Origin of the sequence: Lentzea roselyniae, from assembly GCF_039537795.1 — a bacterium.
GTDB lineage: Bacteria > Actinomycetota > Actinomycetes > Mycobacteriales > Pseudonocardiaceae > Lentzea > Lentzea atacamensis.
The window spans coordinates 25,153-39,564 of record NZ_BAABBE010000018.1; the positions used below are offsets into that span (position 1 = coordinate 25,153).

The 14,412-nt window shown below is 66.0% G+C and carries 24 protein-coding genes; all 24 read left to right on the top strand.

Going from position 1 to position 14,412, the window contains the following annotated elements:
- Position 1: 1 nt before the first annotated feature.
- On the top strand, positions 2 to 472 hold the full coding sequence (rpsG, locus tag ABFX45_RS28950) for a 30S ribosomal protein S7 (protein WP_109628785.1): 471 nt from the start codon (positions 2 to 4) through the stop codon (positions 470 to 472).
- A gap of 77 nt (positions 473 to 549) precedes the next feature.
- Positions 550 to 2,652, top strand: a complete 2,103-nt coding sequence (gene fusA, locus ABFX45_RS28955) for an elongation factor G (RefSeq protein WP_109628783.1) — start codon at positions 550 to 552, stop codon at positions 2,650 to 2,652.
- A 149-nt stretch (positions 2,653 to 2,801) separates the two neighbouring features.
- Positions 2,802 to 3,995: an elongation factor Tu gene (tuf, locus tag ABFX45_RS28960; RefSeq protein ID WP_109628781.1), complete on the top strand. Its 1,194-nt coding sequence runs from the start codon at positions 2,802 to 2,804 to the stop codon at positions 3,993 to 3,995.
- Positions 3,996 to 4,581: 586 nt separating this feature from the next.
- Positions 4,582 to 4,887: a 30S ribosomal protein S10 gene (rpsJ, locus tag ABFX45_RS28965; protein ID WP_003938093.1), complete on the top strand. Its 306-nt coding sequence runs from the start codon at positions 4,582 to 4,584 to the stop codon at positions 4,885 to 4,887.
- A gap of 27 nt (positions 4,888 to 4,914) precedes the next feature.
- On the top strand, positions 4,915 to 5,565 hold the full coding sequence (gene rplC / locus ABFX45_RS28970; RefSeq protein WP_109628779.1) for a 50S ribosomal protein L3: 651 nt from the start codon (positions 4,915 to 4,917) through the stop codon (positions 5,563 to 5,565).
- Positions 5,565 to 6,251, top strand: a complete 687-nt coding sequence (rplD, locus tag ABFX45_RS28975; protein ID WP_109628777.1) for a 50S ribosomal protein L4 — start codon at positions 5,565 to 5,567, stop codon at positions 6,249 to 6,251. Before rplC ends, rplD begins: the two co-directional genes overlap by 1 nt.
- The gene (gene rplW, locus ABFX45_RS28980; protein WP_109628774.1) at positions 6,248 to 6,547 is read left to right on the top strand and encodes a 50S ribosomal protein L23; all 300 of its coding nucleotides are present in this window, start codon (positions 6,248 to 6,250) and stop codon (positions 6,545 to 6,547) included. The genes rplD and rplW overlap by 4 nt, the downstream gene beginning before the upstream one ends.
- 19 nt (positions 6,548 to 6,566) lie before the next feature.
- Positions 6,567 to 7,400 carry a 50S ribosomal protein L2 gene (rplB, locus tag ABFX45_RS28985; protein WP_109628772.1) on the top strand — a complete coding sequence of 278 codons (834 nt, stop codon included), beginning with the start codon at positions 6,567 to 6,569 and terminating at the stop codon, positions 7,398 to 7,400.
- 18 nt (positions 7,401 to 7,418) lie between these two features.
- On the top strand, positions 7,419 to 7,700 hold the full coding sequence (rpsS, locus tag ABFX45_RS28990) for a 30S ribosomal protein S19 (RefSeq protein WP_015105260.1): 282 nt from the start codon (positions 7,419 to 7,421) through the stop codon (positions 7,698 to 7,700).
- A gap of 34 nt (positions 7,701 to 7,734) precedes the next feature.
- Positions 7,735 to 8,133, top strand: coding sequence for a 50S ribosomal protein L22 (gene rplV / locus ABFX45_RS28995; protein WP_030473463.1), 399 nt, complete (start codon positions 7,735 to 7,737; stop codon positions 8,131 to 8,133).
- Complete coding sequence (gene rpsC / locus ABFX45_RS29000) at positions 8,133 to 8,963, top strand: 30S ribosomal protein S3 (protein ID WP_109628770.1); 831 nt, start codon at positions 8,133 to 8,135, stop codon at positions 8,961 to 8,963. The genes rplV and rpsC overlap by 1 nt, the downstream gene beginning before the upstream one ends.
- 3 nt (positions 8,964 to 8,966) lie before the next feature.
- A complete protein-coding gene (rplP, locus tag ABFX45_RS29005; protein ID WP_030473461.1) occupies positions 8,967 to 9,386 on the top strand; it encodes a 50S ribosomal protein L16 in 420 nt (139 codons plus the stop codon).
- On the top strand, positions 9,386 to 9,628 hold the full coding sequence (gene rpmC, locus ABFX45_RS29010; RefSeq protein WP_086669033.1) for a 50S ribosomal protein L29: 243 nt from the start codon (positions 9,386 to 9,388) through the stop codon (positions 9,626 to 9,628). Before rplP ends, rpmC begins: the two co-directional genes overlap by 1 nt.
- Entirely contained in the window at positions 9,625 to 9,906 is a 282-nt protein-coding gene (gene rpsQ, locus ABFX45_RS29015) for a 30S ribosomal protein S17 (RefSeq protein WP_109628768.1), read from the top strand. Before rpmC ends, rpsQ begins: the two co-directional genes overlap by 4 nt.
- A gap of 70 nt (positions 9,907 to 9,976) precedes the next feature.
- Positions 9,977 to 10,345: a 50S ribosomal protein L14 gene (gene rplN, locus ABFX45_RS29020; RefSeq protein ID WP_089949053.1), complete on the top strand. Its 369-nt coding sequence runs from the start codon at positions 9,977 to 9,979 to the stop codon at positions 10,343 to 10,345.
- Between the two features lie 2 nt (positions 10,346 to 10,347).
- Positions 10,348 to 10,662 (top strand): 50S ribosomal protein L24, encoded by a 315-nt coding sequence (gene rplX, locus ABFX45_RS29025; protein WP_045309812.1) that lies wholly within the window; start codon positions 10,348 to 10,350, stop codon positions 10,660 to 10,662.
- Positions 10,663 to 10,664: 2 nt separating this feature from the next.
- Entirely contained in the window at positions 10,665 to 11,228 is a 564-nt protein-coding gene (gene rplE / locus ABFX45_RS29030; RefSeq protein ID WP_109628765.1) for a 50S ribosomal protein L5, read from the top strand.
- 4 nt (positions 11,229 to 11,232) lie between these two features.
- Positions 11,233 to 11,418, top strand: a complete 186-nt coding sequence (locus tag ABFX45_RS29035; RefSeq protein WP_109628763.1) for a type Z 30S ribosomal protein S14 — start codon at positions 11,233 to 11,235, stop codon at positions 11,416 to 11,418.
- 119 nt (positions 11,419 to 11,537) lie between these two features.
- Complete coding sequence (gene rpsH / locus ABFX45_RS29040; RefSeq protein WP_030473454.1) at positions 11,538 to 11,936, top strand: 30S ribosomal protein S8; 399 nt, start codon at positions 11,538 to 11,540, stop codon at positions 11,934 to 11,936.
- A 12-nt stretch (positions 11,937 to 11,948) separates the two neighbouring features.
- Positions 11,949 to 12,488, top strand: coding sequence for a 50S ribosomal protein L6 (rplF, locus tag ABFX45_RS29045; RefSeq protein WP_030473453.1), 540 nt, complete (start codon positions 11,949 to 11,951; stop codon positions 12,486 to 12,488).
- Between the two features lies 1 nt (position 12,489).
- Complete coding sequence (gene rplR, locus ABFX45_RS29050) at positions 12,490 to 12,891, top strand: 50S ribosomal protein L18 (protein WP_109628761.1); 402 nt, start codon at positions 12,490 to 12,492, stop codon at positions 12,889 to 12,891.
- Positions 12,892 to 12,925: 34 nt separating this feature from the next.
- A complete protein-coding gene (gene rpsE / locus ABFX45_RS29055; protein WP_053733140.1) occupies positions 12,926 to 13,534 on the top strand; it encodes a 30S ribosomal protein S5 in 609 nt (202 codons plus the stop codon).
- A gap of 2 nt (positions 13,535 to 13,536) precedes the next feature.
- Positions 13,537 to 13,719, top strand: coding sequence for a 50S ribosomal protein L30 (rpmD, locus tag ABFX45_RS29060; RefSeq protein WP_109628759.1), 183 nt, complete (start codon positions 13,537 to 13,539; stop codon positions 13,717 to 13,719).
- Positions 13,716 to 14,156, top strand: a complete 441-nt coding sequence (gene rplO, locus ABFX45_RS29065; protein WP_109628757.1) for a 50S ribosomal protein L15 — start codon at positions 13,716 to 13,718, stop codon at positions 14,154 to 14,156. Before rpmD ends, rplO begins: the two co-directional genes overlap by 4 nt.
- The last annotated feature ends 256 nt before the right edge of the window (positions 14,157 to 14,412 follow it).

Here is a 14,412-nt window from a genome sequence, read left to right on the forward strand (position 1 = left end):
GATGCCCCGCAAGGGACCGGCCCCTAAGCGGCCGCTGATCTCCGACCCGGTCTACAGCTCGCCGCTGGTGACCCAGCTCATCAACAAGGTGCTGGTCGACGGCAAGCGCTCGGTGGCCGAGAAGATCGTCTACGAAGCGCTCGAAGGTGCTCGCGAGAAGACCGGCACCGACCCGGTCGTCACGCTGAAGCGCGCGCTCGACAACGTGAAGCCCGCCCTGGAGGTCAAGAGCCGCCGCGTCGGTGGCGCGACCTACCAGGTCCCGGTCGAGGTCAAGCCCGGCCGCGCGACCACGCTGGCGCTGCGCTGGCTGATCACCTTCTCCCGGCAGCGCCGTGAGAAGACCATGGTCGAGCGTCTGATGAACGAGCTGCTCGATGCGAGCAACGGTCTCGGTGCGAGCGTCAAGCGCCGTGAGGACACGCACAAGATGGCCGAGTCCAACAAGGCCTTCGCCCACTACCGCTGGTGATGTGACGCCCGGCGCCGCGAGGAGCCGGGCGCTCCCAGCCCTAGTGAGCTGACAAGCTCAAGACAGGGGAAAGACCCGTGGCACAGGACGTGCTCACTGATCTTGCCAAGGTCCGCAACATCGGGATCATGGCCCACATCGACGCGGGCAAGACCACGACGACTGAGCGGATCCTCTTCTACACGGGGATCAGCTACAAGATCGGCGAGGTCCACGACGGCGCTGCCGTGATGGACTGGATGGAGCAGGAGCAGGAGCGCGGCATCACCATCACGTCCGCCGCGACGACTTGCTACTGGAAGAACCACCAGATCAACCTGATCGACACGCCCGGCCACGTCGACTTCACCGTCGAGGTCGAGCGCAACCTGCGCGTCCTCGACGGCGCCGTTGCCGTCTTCGACGGCAAGGAGGGCGTCGAGCCGCAGTCCGAGCAGGTCTGGCGGCAGGCGACCAAGTACGACGTCCCGCGCATCTGCTTCGTCAACAAGATGGACAAGCTGGGCGCGGACTTCTACTTCACCATCCGCACCATCTCCGAGCGCCTCGGCGCGAAGCCCCTCCCGATCCAGATCCCGATCGGCGCCGAGAGCGACTTCATCGGCGTCGTCGACCTGGTCGAGATGCGCGCCCTGACGTGGCGTGGTGAAGTCCAGAAGGGCGAGGACTACGCGATCGAGGAGATCCCGGCCGACCTCGTCGACAAGGCGCAGGAGTTCCGCGAGGCACTGCTCGAGGCTGTCGCCGAGACCGACGACACGCTGATGGAGAAGTTCCTCGAAGAGGGCGACCTCACCGTCGACGAGATCAAGGCGGGCCTCCGCAAGATCGTCGCCGAGGGTACGGCGTACCCGGTGCTGTGCGGTTCCGCGTTCAAGAACAAGGGCGTTCAGCCCATGCTCGACGCGGTGATCGACTTCCTGCCGTCGCCGCTGGACCTCCCGCCGGTCGAGGGCACGCTGCAGGACGGCGAGACCGTCGTGTCGCGCAAGCCCTCGAGCGACGAGCCGTTCTCGGCGCTGGCGTTCAAGATCGCGGTGCACCCGTTCTTCGGCAAGCTGACCTACATCCGGGTCTACTCGGGCAAGGTCGCCTCCGGCACCCAGGTCGTCAACGCGACCAAGGACCGCAAGGAGCGCATCGGGAAGATCTTCCAGATGCACGCCAACAAGGAGAACCCGGTCACCGAGGCGATCGCGGGCCACATCTACGCCGTGATCGGTCTGAAGGACACGACCACCGGTGAGACGCTCGCCGACCCGCAGCACCCCATCGTGCTCGAGTCGATGACGTTCCCGGAGCCGGTCATCCAGGTGGCGATCGAGCCCAAGACGAAGGCCGACCAGGAGAAGCTGGGCACGGCGATCCAGAAGCTCGCCGAGGAGGACCCGACCTTCCGGGTCAACCTGGACGAGGAGACCGGCCAGACCATCATCGCCGGCATGGGCGAGCTCCACCTGGACATCCTGGTGGACCGCATGCGCCGCGAGTTCAAGGTCGAGGCCAACATCGGCAAGCCTCAGGTGGCGTACCGGGAGACCATCCGCAAGGCGGTGGAGAAGTACTCCTACACCCACAAGAAGCAGACCGGTGGTTCCGGCCAGTTCGCGAAGGTGCTCGTCACCGTCGAGCCGCTGCCGAAGACCGAGGACGGCGCTCTCTACGAGTTCGTCAACGCGGTCACCGGTGGTCGCATCCCGCGTGAGTACATCCCGTCGGTCGACGCGGGTGCACAGGACGCGATGCAGTACGGCGTGCTGGCGGGCTACCCGCTGGTCGGCGTGAAGGTGACGCTGCTCGACGGCGCCTACCACGAGGTCGACTCCTCGGAAATGGCGTTCAAGATCGCTGGTTCGATGGCCCTCAAGGAAGCCGCCCGTCAGGCGTCTCCCGCGATCCTCGAACCGATCATGGCCGTCGAGGTCACGACGCCCGAGGACTACATGGGTGAAGTGATCGGCGACCTGAACTCCCGCCGTGGCCAGATCCAGGCCATGGAGGAGCGCAGCGGTACCCGTGTCGTCAAGGCGCTGGTTCCGCTGTCGGAAATGTTCGGGTACGTGGGTGACCTGCGGTCGAAGACCCAGGGTCGCGCCAACTACTCGATGGTGTTCGACTCCTACGCAGAGGTTCCCGCGAACGTCTCGAAGGAGATCATCGCGAAGGCGACTGGGGAATAACCCCGCACCGGAGCACCGCAGTTCCACCGCGGGCTCTCCGGGGTTAAGTCCCTGGGGTCCGCACTATCCGACCCTGACGTGTAAGTCCGGCGGGCGGCCACTACATTGCCCGCCGGACCAGCAAAGAAGAAGTCCAGGAGGACAATCCAGTGGCGAAGGCGAAGTTCGAGCGGACGAAGCCGCACGTCAACATCGGCACCATCGGTCACATCGACCATGGCAAGACCACGCTGACCGCGGCGATCTCCAAGGTTCTGCACGACGCGTACCCCGATGTGAACGCTTCGTTCGCGTTCGACCAGATCGACAAGGCGCCGGAAGAGAAGCAGCGCGGCATCACGATCTCGATCGCGCACATCGAGTACCAGACGGAGAACCGTCACTACGCGCACGTCGACTGCCCCGGTCACGCCGACTACATCAAGAACATGATCACCGGTGCGGCGCAGATGGACGGCGCCATCCTGGTGGTCGCGGCGACCGACGGTCCGATGCCGCAGACGAAGGAGCACGTCCTCCTGGCCCGCCAGGTCGGCGTCCCCTACATCGTCGTTGCGCTCAACAAGGCCGACATGGTCGACGACGAGGAGATCCTGGAGCTCGTCGAGCTCGAGGTCCGCGAGCTGCTCTCCGAGTACGAGTTCCCGGGCGACGACCTGCCGGTCGTGCGCGTCTCGGCGCTGAAGGCGCTCGAGGGCGACGCCACGTGGGGCCAGTCGGTCCTCGACCTGATGGCCGCCGTCGACTCGGCGATCCCGGAGCCGGAGCGCGAGACCGACAAGCCGTTCCTCATGCCCGTTGAGGACGTCTTCACGATCACCGGCCGCGGCACCGTCGTGACCGGTCGTATCGAGCGCGGCATCATCAACGTGAACTCCGAGATCGAGATCGTCGGTATCAAGGAGCAGTCGAAGAAGACGACTGTCACCTCGATCGAGATGTTCAAGAAGTTCCTCGACGAGGGTCGCGCCGGTGACAACGCCGCGCTGCTGCTCCGCGGCATCAAGCGCGAGGAGGTGGAGCGCGGCATGGTCATCGTCAAGCCGGGCACCACGACCCCGCACACCGAGTTCGAGGCTCAGGTCTACATCCTGTCCAAGGACGAGGGTGGCCGCCACACGCCGTTCTTCAACAACTACCGTCCGCAGTTCTACTTCCGCACCACGGACGTGACCGGCGTTGTGACGCTGCCCGAGGGCACCGAGATGGTCATGCCGGGTGACACCACCGGTATGACGGTCAAGCTGATCCAGCCGATCGCCATGGACGAGGGCCTCCGCTTCGCGATCCGCGAGGGTGGCCGCACCGTCGGCGCCGGCTCGGTCACCAAGATCATCAAGTGATCTAGCTCGACCCAGTTCGGCGACAGGCCGGGTCAACGACTCCGTTGGCCCGGCCTTCGTCGTTTCAGGCGTGAGTTGTGTGTGACAGCTCACGTGCACTACGCGCAGGGTGCTCGGTGGTAGATCGCTCGCGGGGATTCCGTTGCCGGGCAAAGGAACCGTTGCCGTCGTTGCTCCACATGCGACGGACACGGCGGTTCACCGGCCAAGATCCGCACGTGATCTGCCTCCAAGTCACCCACCCCGATTTGGATCGCCTCACACCCGTGTGGCATCCTTTACGGGTTGCTCGACGAAGGCTGGGCCCACTTCGTGTGTGCCTTGGTCCTTCACCGAGCGTCCGCGCCCTGTTAGTGAACGCCTCCTTGCGGAGATGGGCATCAGGGTGCATGGGCTGTGGTAGGCCCAATCCCACCGGGGAGACCTTGAGTGGGACCGGTATGCGCACCGGGCGCGACACGCCCGACCGCGTGGACCGGGCACCATGACACTTCAACAGGGGCGGAGCGCGCCAAGAGGCTGTAACAGGCCTCATCCGAGGCACCGCACCGCAGCGGTACGAGAAGCAGAGGAACGGCAAGCCATCATGGCGGGACAAAAGATCCGCATCCGGCTCAAGGCCTACGACCACGAAGCGATCGACGCGTCAGCGCGCAAGATCGTGGAGACCGTGACGCGCACCGGCGCTCGGGTCGTCGGGCCGGTGCCGCTGCCCACCGAGAAGAACGTGTACTGCGTCATCCGCTCGCCGCACAAGTACAAGGACTCGCGCGAGCACTTCGAGATGCGCACGCACAAGCGACTGATCGACATCCTCGACCCGACGCCGAAGACGGTGGACGCGCTCATGCGCATCGACCTGCCGGCCAGCGTCGACGTCAACATCCAGTAAGCGTTGGGCGCGGAGAGTAACGGACCAATGTCTGACAGGCAGATCAAGGGCATCCTGGGCACCAAGCTCGGCATGACTCAGGTCTTCGACGAGAACAACCGGGTCGTCCCGGTGACCGTCGTGAAGGCTGAGCCGAATGTCGTCACCCAGGTTCGCACCGAAGAGAAGGACGGCTACACGGCCATCCAGCTGGCGACCGGCGCGATTGACCCGCGCAAGGTCAACAAGCCCGTCGCGGGCCACTTCGCCAAGGCCGGGGTCACGCCCCGTCGCCACCTGGTGGAGCTGCGCACGGTCGACGCCAGCGAGTACGAGGTCGGCCAGGAGATCACCGCTGAGGTGTTCGAGGCCGGCGCTGTTGTCGACATCACCGGCACCAGCAAGGGCAAGGGCACCGCGGGTGTCATGAAGCGCCACAACTTCCGGGGCCTCGGCTCCAGCCACGGCACCCAGCGCAAGCACCGCTCGCCGGGTTCCATCGGTGGCTGCGCCACCCCGGGTCGCGTCTTCAAGGGTCTGCGCATGGCCGGCCGCATGGGCCACGTGCGCGTCACGACCCAGAACCTGAAGGTGCACAAGATCGACGTGGAGAACGGCCTGCTGCTCATCAAGGGCGCCGTTCCCGGTCCCAAGGGCGGTCTGGTGTTCGTCAAGACGGCCGCGAAGGGTGGTGCCTGATGTCGACGGTTGAGATCCGTACGCCGGACGGCAAGTCCGCCGGCACGGTCGAGCTTCCCTCGGCTGTTTTCGACGCGCAGGCGAACGTTGCGCTGCTGCACCAGGTCGTTGTGGCCCAGCAGGCCGCCGCGCGCCAGGGCACGCACGCCACGAAGACCCGCGGCGAGGTGTCCGGTGGTGGCAAGAAGCCGTACCGCCAGAAGGGCACCGGTCGCGCCCGCCAGGGTTCGACGCGTGCGCCGCAGTTCGCCGGCGGTGGCGTCGTCCACGGCCCGCAGCCGCGTGACTACACCCAGCGGACCCCCAAGAAGATGAAGGCCGCCGCTCTGCGTGGCGCCCTCTCCGACCGGGCCCGCGCCAACCAGGTGCACGTCGTGTCCGGCCTGGTGGACGGGGACACCCCGTCGACCAAGACCGCGCGCAAGGTTCTGGAGTCGGTCACCCAGGCTCGTCGCGTTCTCGTGGTGCTCAACCGCACCGACGAGGTCGCGTGGGTCAGCGTGCGCAACCTGCCGCACGTGCACGTGATCGCGCCCGACCAGCTCAACACCTACGACGTGCTCGTCAACGACGACGTGGTGTTCACCAAGGACTCGCTCGACGTGTTCCTCGCCAGCAAGGCCCAGCAGGGTTCTGGCTCGGCTGAGGCCACGGCGACCGTGGTGGACGAGGAGGCCTCGAAGTGATCCCCGACCACAGGGACATCTTGCTCGCCCCCGTGATCTCCGAGAAGTCCTACGGACTGCTCGAGGAGAACAAGTACACCTTCTTGGTGGCGCCGGGTTCGAACAAGACCCAGATCAAGATCGCCGTGGAGAAGGTCTTCGGCGTGAAGGTCGTCAGCGTCAACACCATCAACCGGCAGGGCAAGCGCAAGCGCACCCGCACCGGGTTCGGCAAGCGCAAGGACACGAAGCGCGCGATCGTCACGCTGTCTGCCGACAGCAAGCCGATCGAGATCTTCGGCGGCCCTGCCGCCTGATGACGAGGACTGCGTAGAGATGGGCATTCGCAAGTACAAGCCGACGACCCCCGGTCGTCGCGGTGCGAGCGTCTCCGACTTCGCCGAGATCACTCGGTCGACGCCGGAGAAGTCGCTGATCCGCCCGCTGCACGGCCGTGGTGGCCGCAACGCGTCGGGCAAGATCACCACGCGGCACAAGGGTGGCGGTCACAAGCGGGCTTACCGCTTGATCGACTTCCGTCGCAACGACAAGGACGGCGTGCCGGCCAAGGTCGCTCACATCGAGTACGACCCCAACCGCACCGCGCGCATCGCACTTCTGCACTACGCAGATGGCGAGAAGCGCTACATCGTCGCACCGGAGAAGCTGAAGCAGGGCGACACGGTTGAGAACGGCCCCAAGGCCGACATCAAGCCGGGTAACAACCTGCCGCTGCGCAACATCCCGGTCGGCACCGTGATCCACGCGATCGAGCTCCGCCCCGGCGGTGGCGCGAAGATCGCCCGCTCGGCTGGCGCCTCGGTGCAGCTCGTGGCGAAGGACGGCCCGTACGCCCAGCTGCGGATGCCTTCGGGCGAAATCCGCAACGTGGACGTCCGCTGCCGCGCCACGATCGGCGAGGTCGGCAACTCCGAGCACCAGAACATCAACTGGGGCAAGGCCGGCCGCATGCGGTGGAAGGGCAAGAAGCCCACCGTGCGTGGTGTCGCCATGAACCCCGTTGACCACCCGCATGGTGGTGGTGAGGGCAAGACCTCCGGTGGTCGCCACCCGGTCAACCCGGCTGGTAAGCCCGAGGGTCGTACCCGCCGCCGCAAGCCAAGCGACAAGCTCATCGTCCGGCGTCGTCGCACCGGTAAGAAGCGCTGAGCAGGGAGGGAGTGAAGGATGCCTCGCAGCCTTAAGAAGGGCCCCTTCGTGGACGACCACCTGCTCAAGAAGGTGGACGTTCTCAACGAGTCGGGCAAGAAGACCGTCATCAAGACGTGGTCCCGCCGGTCCACGATCATTCCGGACATGCTTGGCCACACCATCGCGGTGCACGACGGCCGTAAGCACGTCCCGGTGTTCGTGACCGAAGCCATGGTCGGGCACAAGCTGGGCGAGTTCGCCCCGACCCGCACCTTCAAGGGCCACATCAAGGACGACCGGAAGTCTCGTCGCCGCTAGGCGTCGAACTGAGAAGAGCAAGGGAAAAGCAGCGATGAACGCCCGTAAGGACGCTGAGGCGCAGGAGTTTCCGCGCGCCGTGGCTCGGGCTCGCTACGTCCGCGACACCCCCATGAAGGTCCGTCGCGTCGTCGAGCTCATCAAGGGTCGTAACGCCAGCGAGGCCCTGGCCGTGCTCCAGTTCGCGCCCCAGGCAGCCTCTGAGCCGGTCGCGAAGGTGCTCGCCAGCGCCATGGCCAACGCCGAGAACAACCTGTCCCTGGACCCCGACACCCTCTGGGTTTCGGCGGCCTTTGTGGACGAGGGTCCGACCCTCAAGCGTTTCCGCCCGCGTGCCCAGGGCCGCGCGTACCGGATCCGCAAGCGGACGTCGCACATCACCATTGAGGTGGAGTCGCGTCCGAAGAAGACCAGCGCGAAGGGAACCCGGTAGTGGGCCAGAAGATCAACCCGCACGGCTTCCGGCTGGGGATCACCACCGACTGGAAGTCCCGCTGGTACGCCGACAAGCAGTACGCCGAGTACGTGGCCGAGGACGTCAAGATCCGCCGGCTGCTCTCGCGCGGCATGGAGCGTGCCGGTATCTCCAAGGTGGAGATCGAGCGCACCCGTGACCGGGTTCGCGTCGACATCCACACCGCCCGGCCGGGCATCGTCATCGGCCGTCGCGGTGCCGAAGCGGACCGCATCCGCGGTGAGCTCGAGAAGCTCACCAAGAAGCAGGTCCAGCTGAACATCCTCGAGGTGAAGAGCCCCGAGTCGGACGCGCAGCTCGTGGCACAGGGTGTCGCCGAGCAGCTGTCCAACCGCGTTGCCTTCCGCCGCGCGATGCGCAAGGCCATTCAGTCGGCCATGCGTTCGCCGCAGGTCAAGGGCATCCGCGTGCAGTGCGGCGGTCGCCTTGGCGGCGCCGAGATGTCCCGCTCGGAGCACTACCGCGACGGCCGCGTGCCGCTGCACACGCTCCGTGCCGACATCGACTATGGCTTCTTCGAGGCCCGCACCACGTTCGGCCGTATCGGCGTGAAGGTGTGGATCTACAAGGGTGACATCGTCGGTGGCATCTCCGCCAAGCGTGAGCGTGACGCGGCCCCCTCGCAGGCCGACCGCGCCCCGCGCCGCGACCGTGGCGAGCGTCCGAACCGGGCCCGTCGTTCGGGTGCCAGCGGCACCACCGCGACGAGCACCGAGGCCGGTCGTGCCGCAGCTGACGCCAACGCGTCCGCCGAGGCCCCGGCTGCTGCAGAGAAGACGGAGAGCTGAGTCATGCTCATCCCGCGCAGGGTCAAGCACCGCAAGCAGCACCACCCCAAGCGGTCGGGTGCTGCCAAGGGCGGCACGAAGGTCACCTTCGGTGAGTACGGCATCCAGGCTCTGGAGCCGGCCTACGTGACGAACCGGCAGATCGAGTCCGCTCGTATCGCCATCACTCGCCACATCCGCCGTGGCGGCAAGGTCTGGATCAACATCTTCCCGGACCGTCCGCTCACGAAGAAGCCGGCCGAGACCCGCATGGGTTCCGGTAAGGGTTCGCCGGAGTGGTGGGTGGCCAACGTCAAGCCGGGTCGCGTCCTCTTCGAGATGGCCTTCCCGAACGAGCAGGTTGCTCGCGAGGCGCTCCGCCGCGCGATCCACAAGCTCCCGATGAAGTGCCGCATCGTTACGCGTGAGGGTGGTGAGTTCTGATGGCAGCGGGTACCACCGCTTCCGAGCTGCGTGAGCTCACCGAGGAAGAGCTCGTGCTGCGTCTGAAGGAGTCGAAGGAAGAGCTCTTCAACCTTCGCTTCCAGATGGCCACGGGCCAGCTCGACAACAACCGGCGTTTGCGCACGGTCCGGCACGAGATCGCCCGGATCTACACCGTGATGCGGGAGCGGGAGCTCGGGCTCTCCGCTTCGCCGGAATCCACTGGTGAGGGTGCGGCATGACCGAAAGCAACGAAGTTCAGACCGAGAAGCGCAACGACCGCAAGGTCCGCGAGGGCCTCGTCGTGTCCGACAAGATGGACAAGACGATCGTCGTGGCGCTCGAGGACCGCAAGAAGCACCCGCGTTACTCCAAGGTCATGCGCTCCACCACCAAGGTGAAGGCGCACGACGAGGAGAACACGGCGGGCGTGGGCGACCGCGTCCTGCTGATGGAGACCCGACCGCTGTCGGCCACCAAGCGCTGGCGGCTCGTCGAGGTCCTCGAGAAGGCCAAGTAAGTCCTTTCTAGACAGACCGAGCCCGTCGGGTCGGAAATCCGGCGGGCCAGGAATGGTCAGGAGCAAGTAAGTGATTCAGCAGGAGTCGCGGCTTCGTGTCGCCGACAACACTGGTGCGAAGGAAATCCTTTGCATCCGTGTTCTCGGCGGTTCGGGTCGCCGCTACGCGGGCATCGGCGACATCATCGTCGCGACCGTCAAGGACGCGATCCCCGGTGCCGGCGTGAAGAAGGGTGACGTCGTCAAGGCGGTCGTCGTCCGCACCGTCAAGGAGCGCCGTCGTCCGGATGGCTCGTACATCCGCTTCGACGAGAACGCCGCCGTGCTCATCAAGAACGACAACGAGCCCCGCGGTACCCGCATCTTCGGCCCGGTCGGCCGCGAGCTGCGCGACAAGAAGTTCATGAAGATCATCTCGCTGGCTCCGGAGGTGCTCTGACCATGAAGGTGAAGAAGGGCGACACGGTCGTCGTCATCGCCGGCAAGGACAAGGGCGCGAAGGGCAAGGTCATCCAGGCCTACCCGGAGACCGGCAAGGTCCTGGTCGAGGGTGTCAACCGGATCAAGAAGCACACCAAGATCACGCAGACCCAGCGGGGTGCGCAGTCTGGTGGCATCGTGACCCAGGAAGCCCCGATCAACGTCTCCAACGTGATGGTGGTCGACTCGGACGGCAAGCCGACCCGTGTTGGTTACCGTACGAACGACGAGGGCAAGCGGGTCCGCATTTCCCGTCGTAACGGGAAGGACATCTGAGCATGACTACCGCAGAGAAGATCATCCCGCGGCTCAAGACGCGCTACCGCGCTGAGATCACCGGCGAGCTGCAGAAGCAGTTCAACTACGCCAACGTGATGCAGATCCCGGGCGTCGTGAAGGTTGTCGTCAACATGGGCGTCGGCGACGCCGCCCGTGACGGCAAGCTGATCGAGGGTGCCGTCAAGGACCTCTCGATCATCACCGGCCAGCGTCCCGAGGTCCGTCGGGCCCGCAAGTCCATCGCGCAGTTCAAGCTGCGTGAGGGCATGCCGATCGGCGCGCGCGTCACGCTGCGCGGCGACCGCATGTGGGAGTTCCTGGACCGACTGCTGACGATCGCGCTGCCCCGTATCCGCGACTTCCGCGGTCTCTCGGGCAAGCAGTTCGACGGCAACGGCAACTACACGTTCGGTCTGAACGAGCAGTCGATGTTCCACGAGATCGACCCCGACTCGATCGACCGTCCCCGCGGCATGGACATCACCGTCGTCACCACCGCCACGAACGACGAGGAGGGCCGGGCGCTGCTGAAGCTCCTGGGCTTCCCGTTCAAGGAGAACTGAGTCGATGGCCAAGAAGGCGTTGATCAACAAGGCCGCGAAGAAGCCGAAGTTCAAGGTCCGGGCGTACACCCGGTGCCAGCGTTGCGGCCGCCCCCACGCGGTGTTCCGCAAGTTCGGCCTCTGCCGGATCTGCCTGCGCGAGATGGCTCACCGCGGTGAGCTGCCTGGCGTGAGCAAGTCCAGCTGGTAAAGCAAGCTTCATTTACTTCGCTGTAGGCCCGCACACGACCGACCTGGCCCTCCCTTCGGGGAGGGCGGGTCTGGACCCTGAGCTGGGGAACCGCAGCGAGAAAGGTTGACCAGGTCACCATGACGATGACCGACCCGATCGCAGACATGCTCACTCGTCTGCGCAACGCGAACTCGGCTTACCACGACAAGGTCGTGATGCCGCACTCGAAGTTGAAGGCCAACATCGCCGAGATCCTCAAGCGCGAGGGCTACATCGCCTCGTACCGCGACGAGGAGGGCGAGGTCGCCAAGAACCTCGTCGTCGAGCTGAAGTACGGCCCGAACCGCGAGCGCAGCATCGCCGGCCTCCGCCGCGTGTCGAAGCCCGGCCTGCGTGTGTACGCGAAGTCCACCGGCCTGCCCCGAGTTCTCGGCGGCCTGGGCGTGGCGATCATTTCGACCTCTGGCGGTCTCATGACCGACCGCCAGGCCAACAAGGCAGGCGTGGGCGGAGAAGTCCTCGCCTACGTTTGGTAAGGGGGAGTAGACATGTCGCGCATCGGTAAGCAGCCGATCATTGTCCCCTCCGGGGTCGACGTGAACATCGCCGGCCAGGACGTGAGCGTCAAGGGCCCCAAGGGCACCCTGACGCTGACGATCGCTGAGCCGATCAGCCTGGAGAAGGCTGAGGACGGCACTCTCGAGGTCAAGCGCCCGAACGACGAGCGTCGCAACCGCGCGCTCCACGGCTTGTCGCGCACGCTGGTGCACAACATGGTCGTCGGCGTGACCCAGGGTTACGAAAAGAAGATGGAGATCCACGGCGTCGGTTACCGCGTCGCGCTCAAGGGCTCTGAGCTCGAGTTCGCGCTCGGTTACTCCCACCCCGTCAAGGTCGAGGCCCCTGAGGGCATCACCTTCGCGGTGGAGACCCCGACCCGCTTCTCCGTCTCCGGTATCGACAAGCAGCTGGTCGGTGAGGTCGCCGCCAACATCCGCAAGCTGCGCAAGCCCGACCCGTACAAGGGCAAGGGCGTGCGGTACTCGGGCGAGAAGATCCGCCGCAAGGTCGGAAAGACGGGTAAGTGACATGAGCGAGTCGACTGTTACGAAGCGCAAGCCGGTGGGCAAGGACATCTCCACCAGGCGTCGTGTTGCCAAGGCCCGTCGCCACTTCCGCCTCCGCAAGAAGGTCAGCGGCACCGCCGAGCGTCCGCGCCTGGTCGTGCACCGGTCGTCGAAGCACATCACCGTGCAGATCATCGACGACCTGAAGGGCCACACGGTCGCGTCCGCTTCCTCCATGGAGGCCGACGTCCGTGCGCTGGAAGGCGACAAGAAGGCCCGCGCGGCCAAGGTCGGCCAGCTGGCCGCGGCCCGTGCCAAGGACGCCGGTATCACGACGGTCGTGTTCGACCGCGGTGGCAACGCGTACCACGGCCGGATCGCTGCTCTGGCGGATGCCGCTCGCGAGGCGGGGCTGGAGTTCTGACAATGATGATGACTGGAATTGAGAGGGACGCCTGATGCCAGGACGTACGCGTCGCGAAGGCGGCGGGGGCGAGCGCGGAGAGCGCCGCGACCGTCGTGACGGCGGCCGCGGCGGCGCGGCCCAGGAGAAGACCCCCCACCTCGAGCGCGTGGTTGCGATCAACCGCGTCTCCAAGGTGGTCAAGGGTGGTCGTCGCTTCAGCTTCACCGCGCTCGTGGTCGTGGGTGACGGCGACGGCATGGTCGGCGTCGGCTACGGCAAGGCCAAGGAAGTTCCCGCGGCCATCGCCAAGGGTGTCGAGGAAGCGAAGAAGAACTTCTTCCGCGTGCCTCGCATCGCCGGCACCATCCCCCACCCGATCCAGGGTGAGAAGGCCGCTGGTGTGGTCCTGCTGCGTCCGGCCTCGGCCGGTACCGGTGTCATCGCGGGTGGCGCTGTCCGCGCCGTCCTCGAGTGCGCCGGCGTGCACGACGTGCTGTCGAAGTCGCTCGGCTCCGACAACGCGATCAACATCGTGCACGCGACCGTGGCGGCCCTCAAGGGTCTGCAGCGTCCGGAAGAGGTCGCGGCCCGTCGTGGCCTGCCCCTCGAGGACGTCGCCCCCGCCGGCATGATCCGCGCTCGCGCGGGCCAGGGGGTCTGACCATGGCTCTCAAGATCACCCAGGTGAAGAGCACCATCGGCACGAAGCACAACCACCGCGAGTCGATGCGCACCCTCGGGCTGCGCAAGATCCGTCAGTCGGTCGTGCGTGAGGACACCCCCCAGGTCCGCGGCTTGATCCACGCCGTGCGCCACCTGGTGGTTGTTGAGGAGGTCCAGTCGTGACCATCAAGATTCACGACCTGCGTCCTGCCCCCGGAGCCAAGACCGCCAAGACCCGCGTCGGTCGTGGTGAGGGCTCCAAGGGCAAGACCGCCGGCCGCGGTACGAAGGGCACGGGCGCTCGCAAGAACGTCTCGCCGCGCTTCGAAGGTGGCCAGATGCCGCTGCACATGCGGCTGCCGAAGCTCAAGGGCTTCAAGAACCCGTTCCGCACCGAGTACCAGGTCGTGAACGTCTCCGACATCGCTGCCTCGTTCCCCGAGGGTGGTTCGGTCGACGTTCCCGCGCTGGTGCTGGCCGGGCTGGTCCGCAAGGGCTCGCTCGTCAAGGTGCTGGGCGACGGTGAGGTCAGCGTCAAGCTGGACGTCACTGCCAACAAGTTCTCCAAGAGTGCTGTGGAGAAGATCGCTGCTGCTGGTGGGTCTACCACTGTGGCGTGACGGGTTTTAGCTGTCTGAAGGGCCCTGAGGCTTTGCCTCGGGGCCCTTTGGCGTTTGTGTGGGGTGGGTGCCGTGTGTCGCCGGTTTGGGGGCGCGTGGGGGTGCGTAGGCCGTCTCACGGTTTGCGTTGGCGGGTTCCGGTTGCGTGTCCGCAGGTGGTTGCGTTTGCGCGGGGTTGGGTCCTGCGTTGCTCAAGGCAGCTCGGCTTCACCGCCGCCTTTGCTCGGCTTCGCCATCGCCAACTTGGTTTGGGTGT

What these genes read in the sequence shown, in the direction of transcription:
- rpmC (WP_086669033.1), top strand. Translation starts at nt 9,386, where the DNA reads ATGGCAGCGGGTACCACCGCTTCCGAGCTGCGTGAGCTCACCGAGGAA.
- rpsH (WP_030473454.1), top strand. Translation starts at nt 11,538, where the DNA reads ATGACGATGACCGACCCGATCGCAGACATGCTCACTCGTCTGCGCAAC.
- rpmD (WP_109628759.1), top strand. Translation starts at nt 13,537, where the DNA reads ATGGCTCTCAAGATCACCCAGGTGAAGAGCACCATCGGCACGAAGCAC.
- rplX (WP_045309812.1), top strand. Translation starts at nt 10,348, where the DNA reads ATGAAGGTGAAGAAGGGCGACACGGTCGTCGTCATCGCCGGCAAGGAC.
- rpsJ (WP_003938093.1), top strand. Translation starts at nt 4,582, where the DNA reads ATGGCGGGACAAAAGATCCGCATCCGGCTCAAGGCCTACGACCACGAA.
- rpsG (WP_109628785.1), top strand. Translation starts at nt 2, where the DNA reads ATGCCCCGCAAGGGACCGGCCCCTAAGCGGCCGCTGATCTCCGACCCG.
- rpsQ (WP_109628768.1), top strand. Translation starts at nt 9,625, where the DNA reads ATGACCGAAAGCAACGAAGTTCAGACCGAGAAGCGCAACGACCGCAAG.
- rplV (WP_030473463.1), top strand. Translation starts at nt 7,735, where the DNA reads ATGAACGCCCGTAAGGACGCTGAGGCGCAGGAGTTTCCGCGCGCCGTG.
- rplP (WP_030473461.1), top strand. Translation starts at nt 8,967, where the DNA reads ATGCTCATCCCGCGCAGGGTCAAGCACCGCAAGCAGCACCACCCCAAG.
- ABFX45_RS29035 (WP_109628763.1), top strand. Translation starts at nt 11,233, where the DNA reads ATGGCCAAGAAGGCGTTGATCAACAAGGCCGCGAAGAAGCCGAAGTTC.
- rplR (WP_109628761.1), top strand. Translation starts at nt 12,490, where the DNA reads ATGAGCGAGTCGACTGTTACGAAGCGCAAGCCGGTGGGCAAGGACATC.
- rpsE (WP_053733140.1), top strand. Translation starts at nt 12,926, where the DNA reads ATGCCAGGACGTACGCGTCGCGAAGGCGGCGGGGGCGAGCGCGGAGAG.
- rpsS (WP_015105260.1), top strand. Translation starts at nt 7,419, where the DNA reads ATGCCTCGCAGCCTTAAGAAGGGCCCCTTCGTGGACGACCACCTGCTC.
- rplB (WP_109628772.1), top strand. Translation starts at nt 6,567, where the DNA reads ATGGGCATTCGCAAGTACAAGCCGACGACCCCCGGTCGTCGCGGTGCG.
- rplE (WP_109628765.1), top strand. Translation starts at nt 10,665, where the DNA reads ATGACTACCGCAGAGAAGATCATCCCGCGGCTCAAGACGCGCTACCGC.
- rplC (WP_109628779.1), top strand. Translation starts at nt 4,915, where the DNA reads ATGTCTGACAGGCAGATCAAGGGCATCCTGGGCACCAAGCTCGGCATG.
- rplD (WP_109628777.1), top strand. Translation starts at nt 5,565, where the DNA reads ATGTCGACGGTTGAGATCCGTACGCCGGACGGCAAGTCCGCCGGCACG.
- rplF (WP_030473453.1), top strand. Translation starts at nt 11,949, where the DNA reads ATGTCGCGCATCGGTAAGCAGCCGATCATTGTCCCCTCCGGGGTCGAC.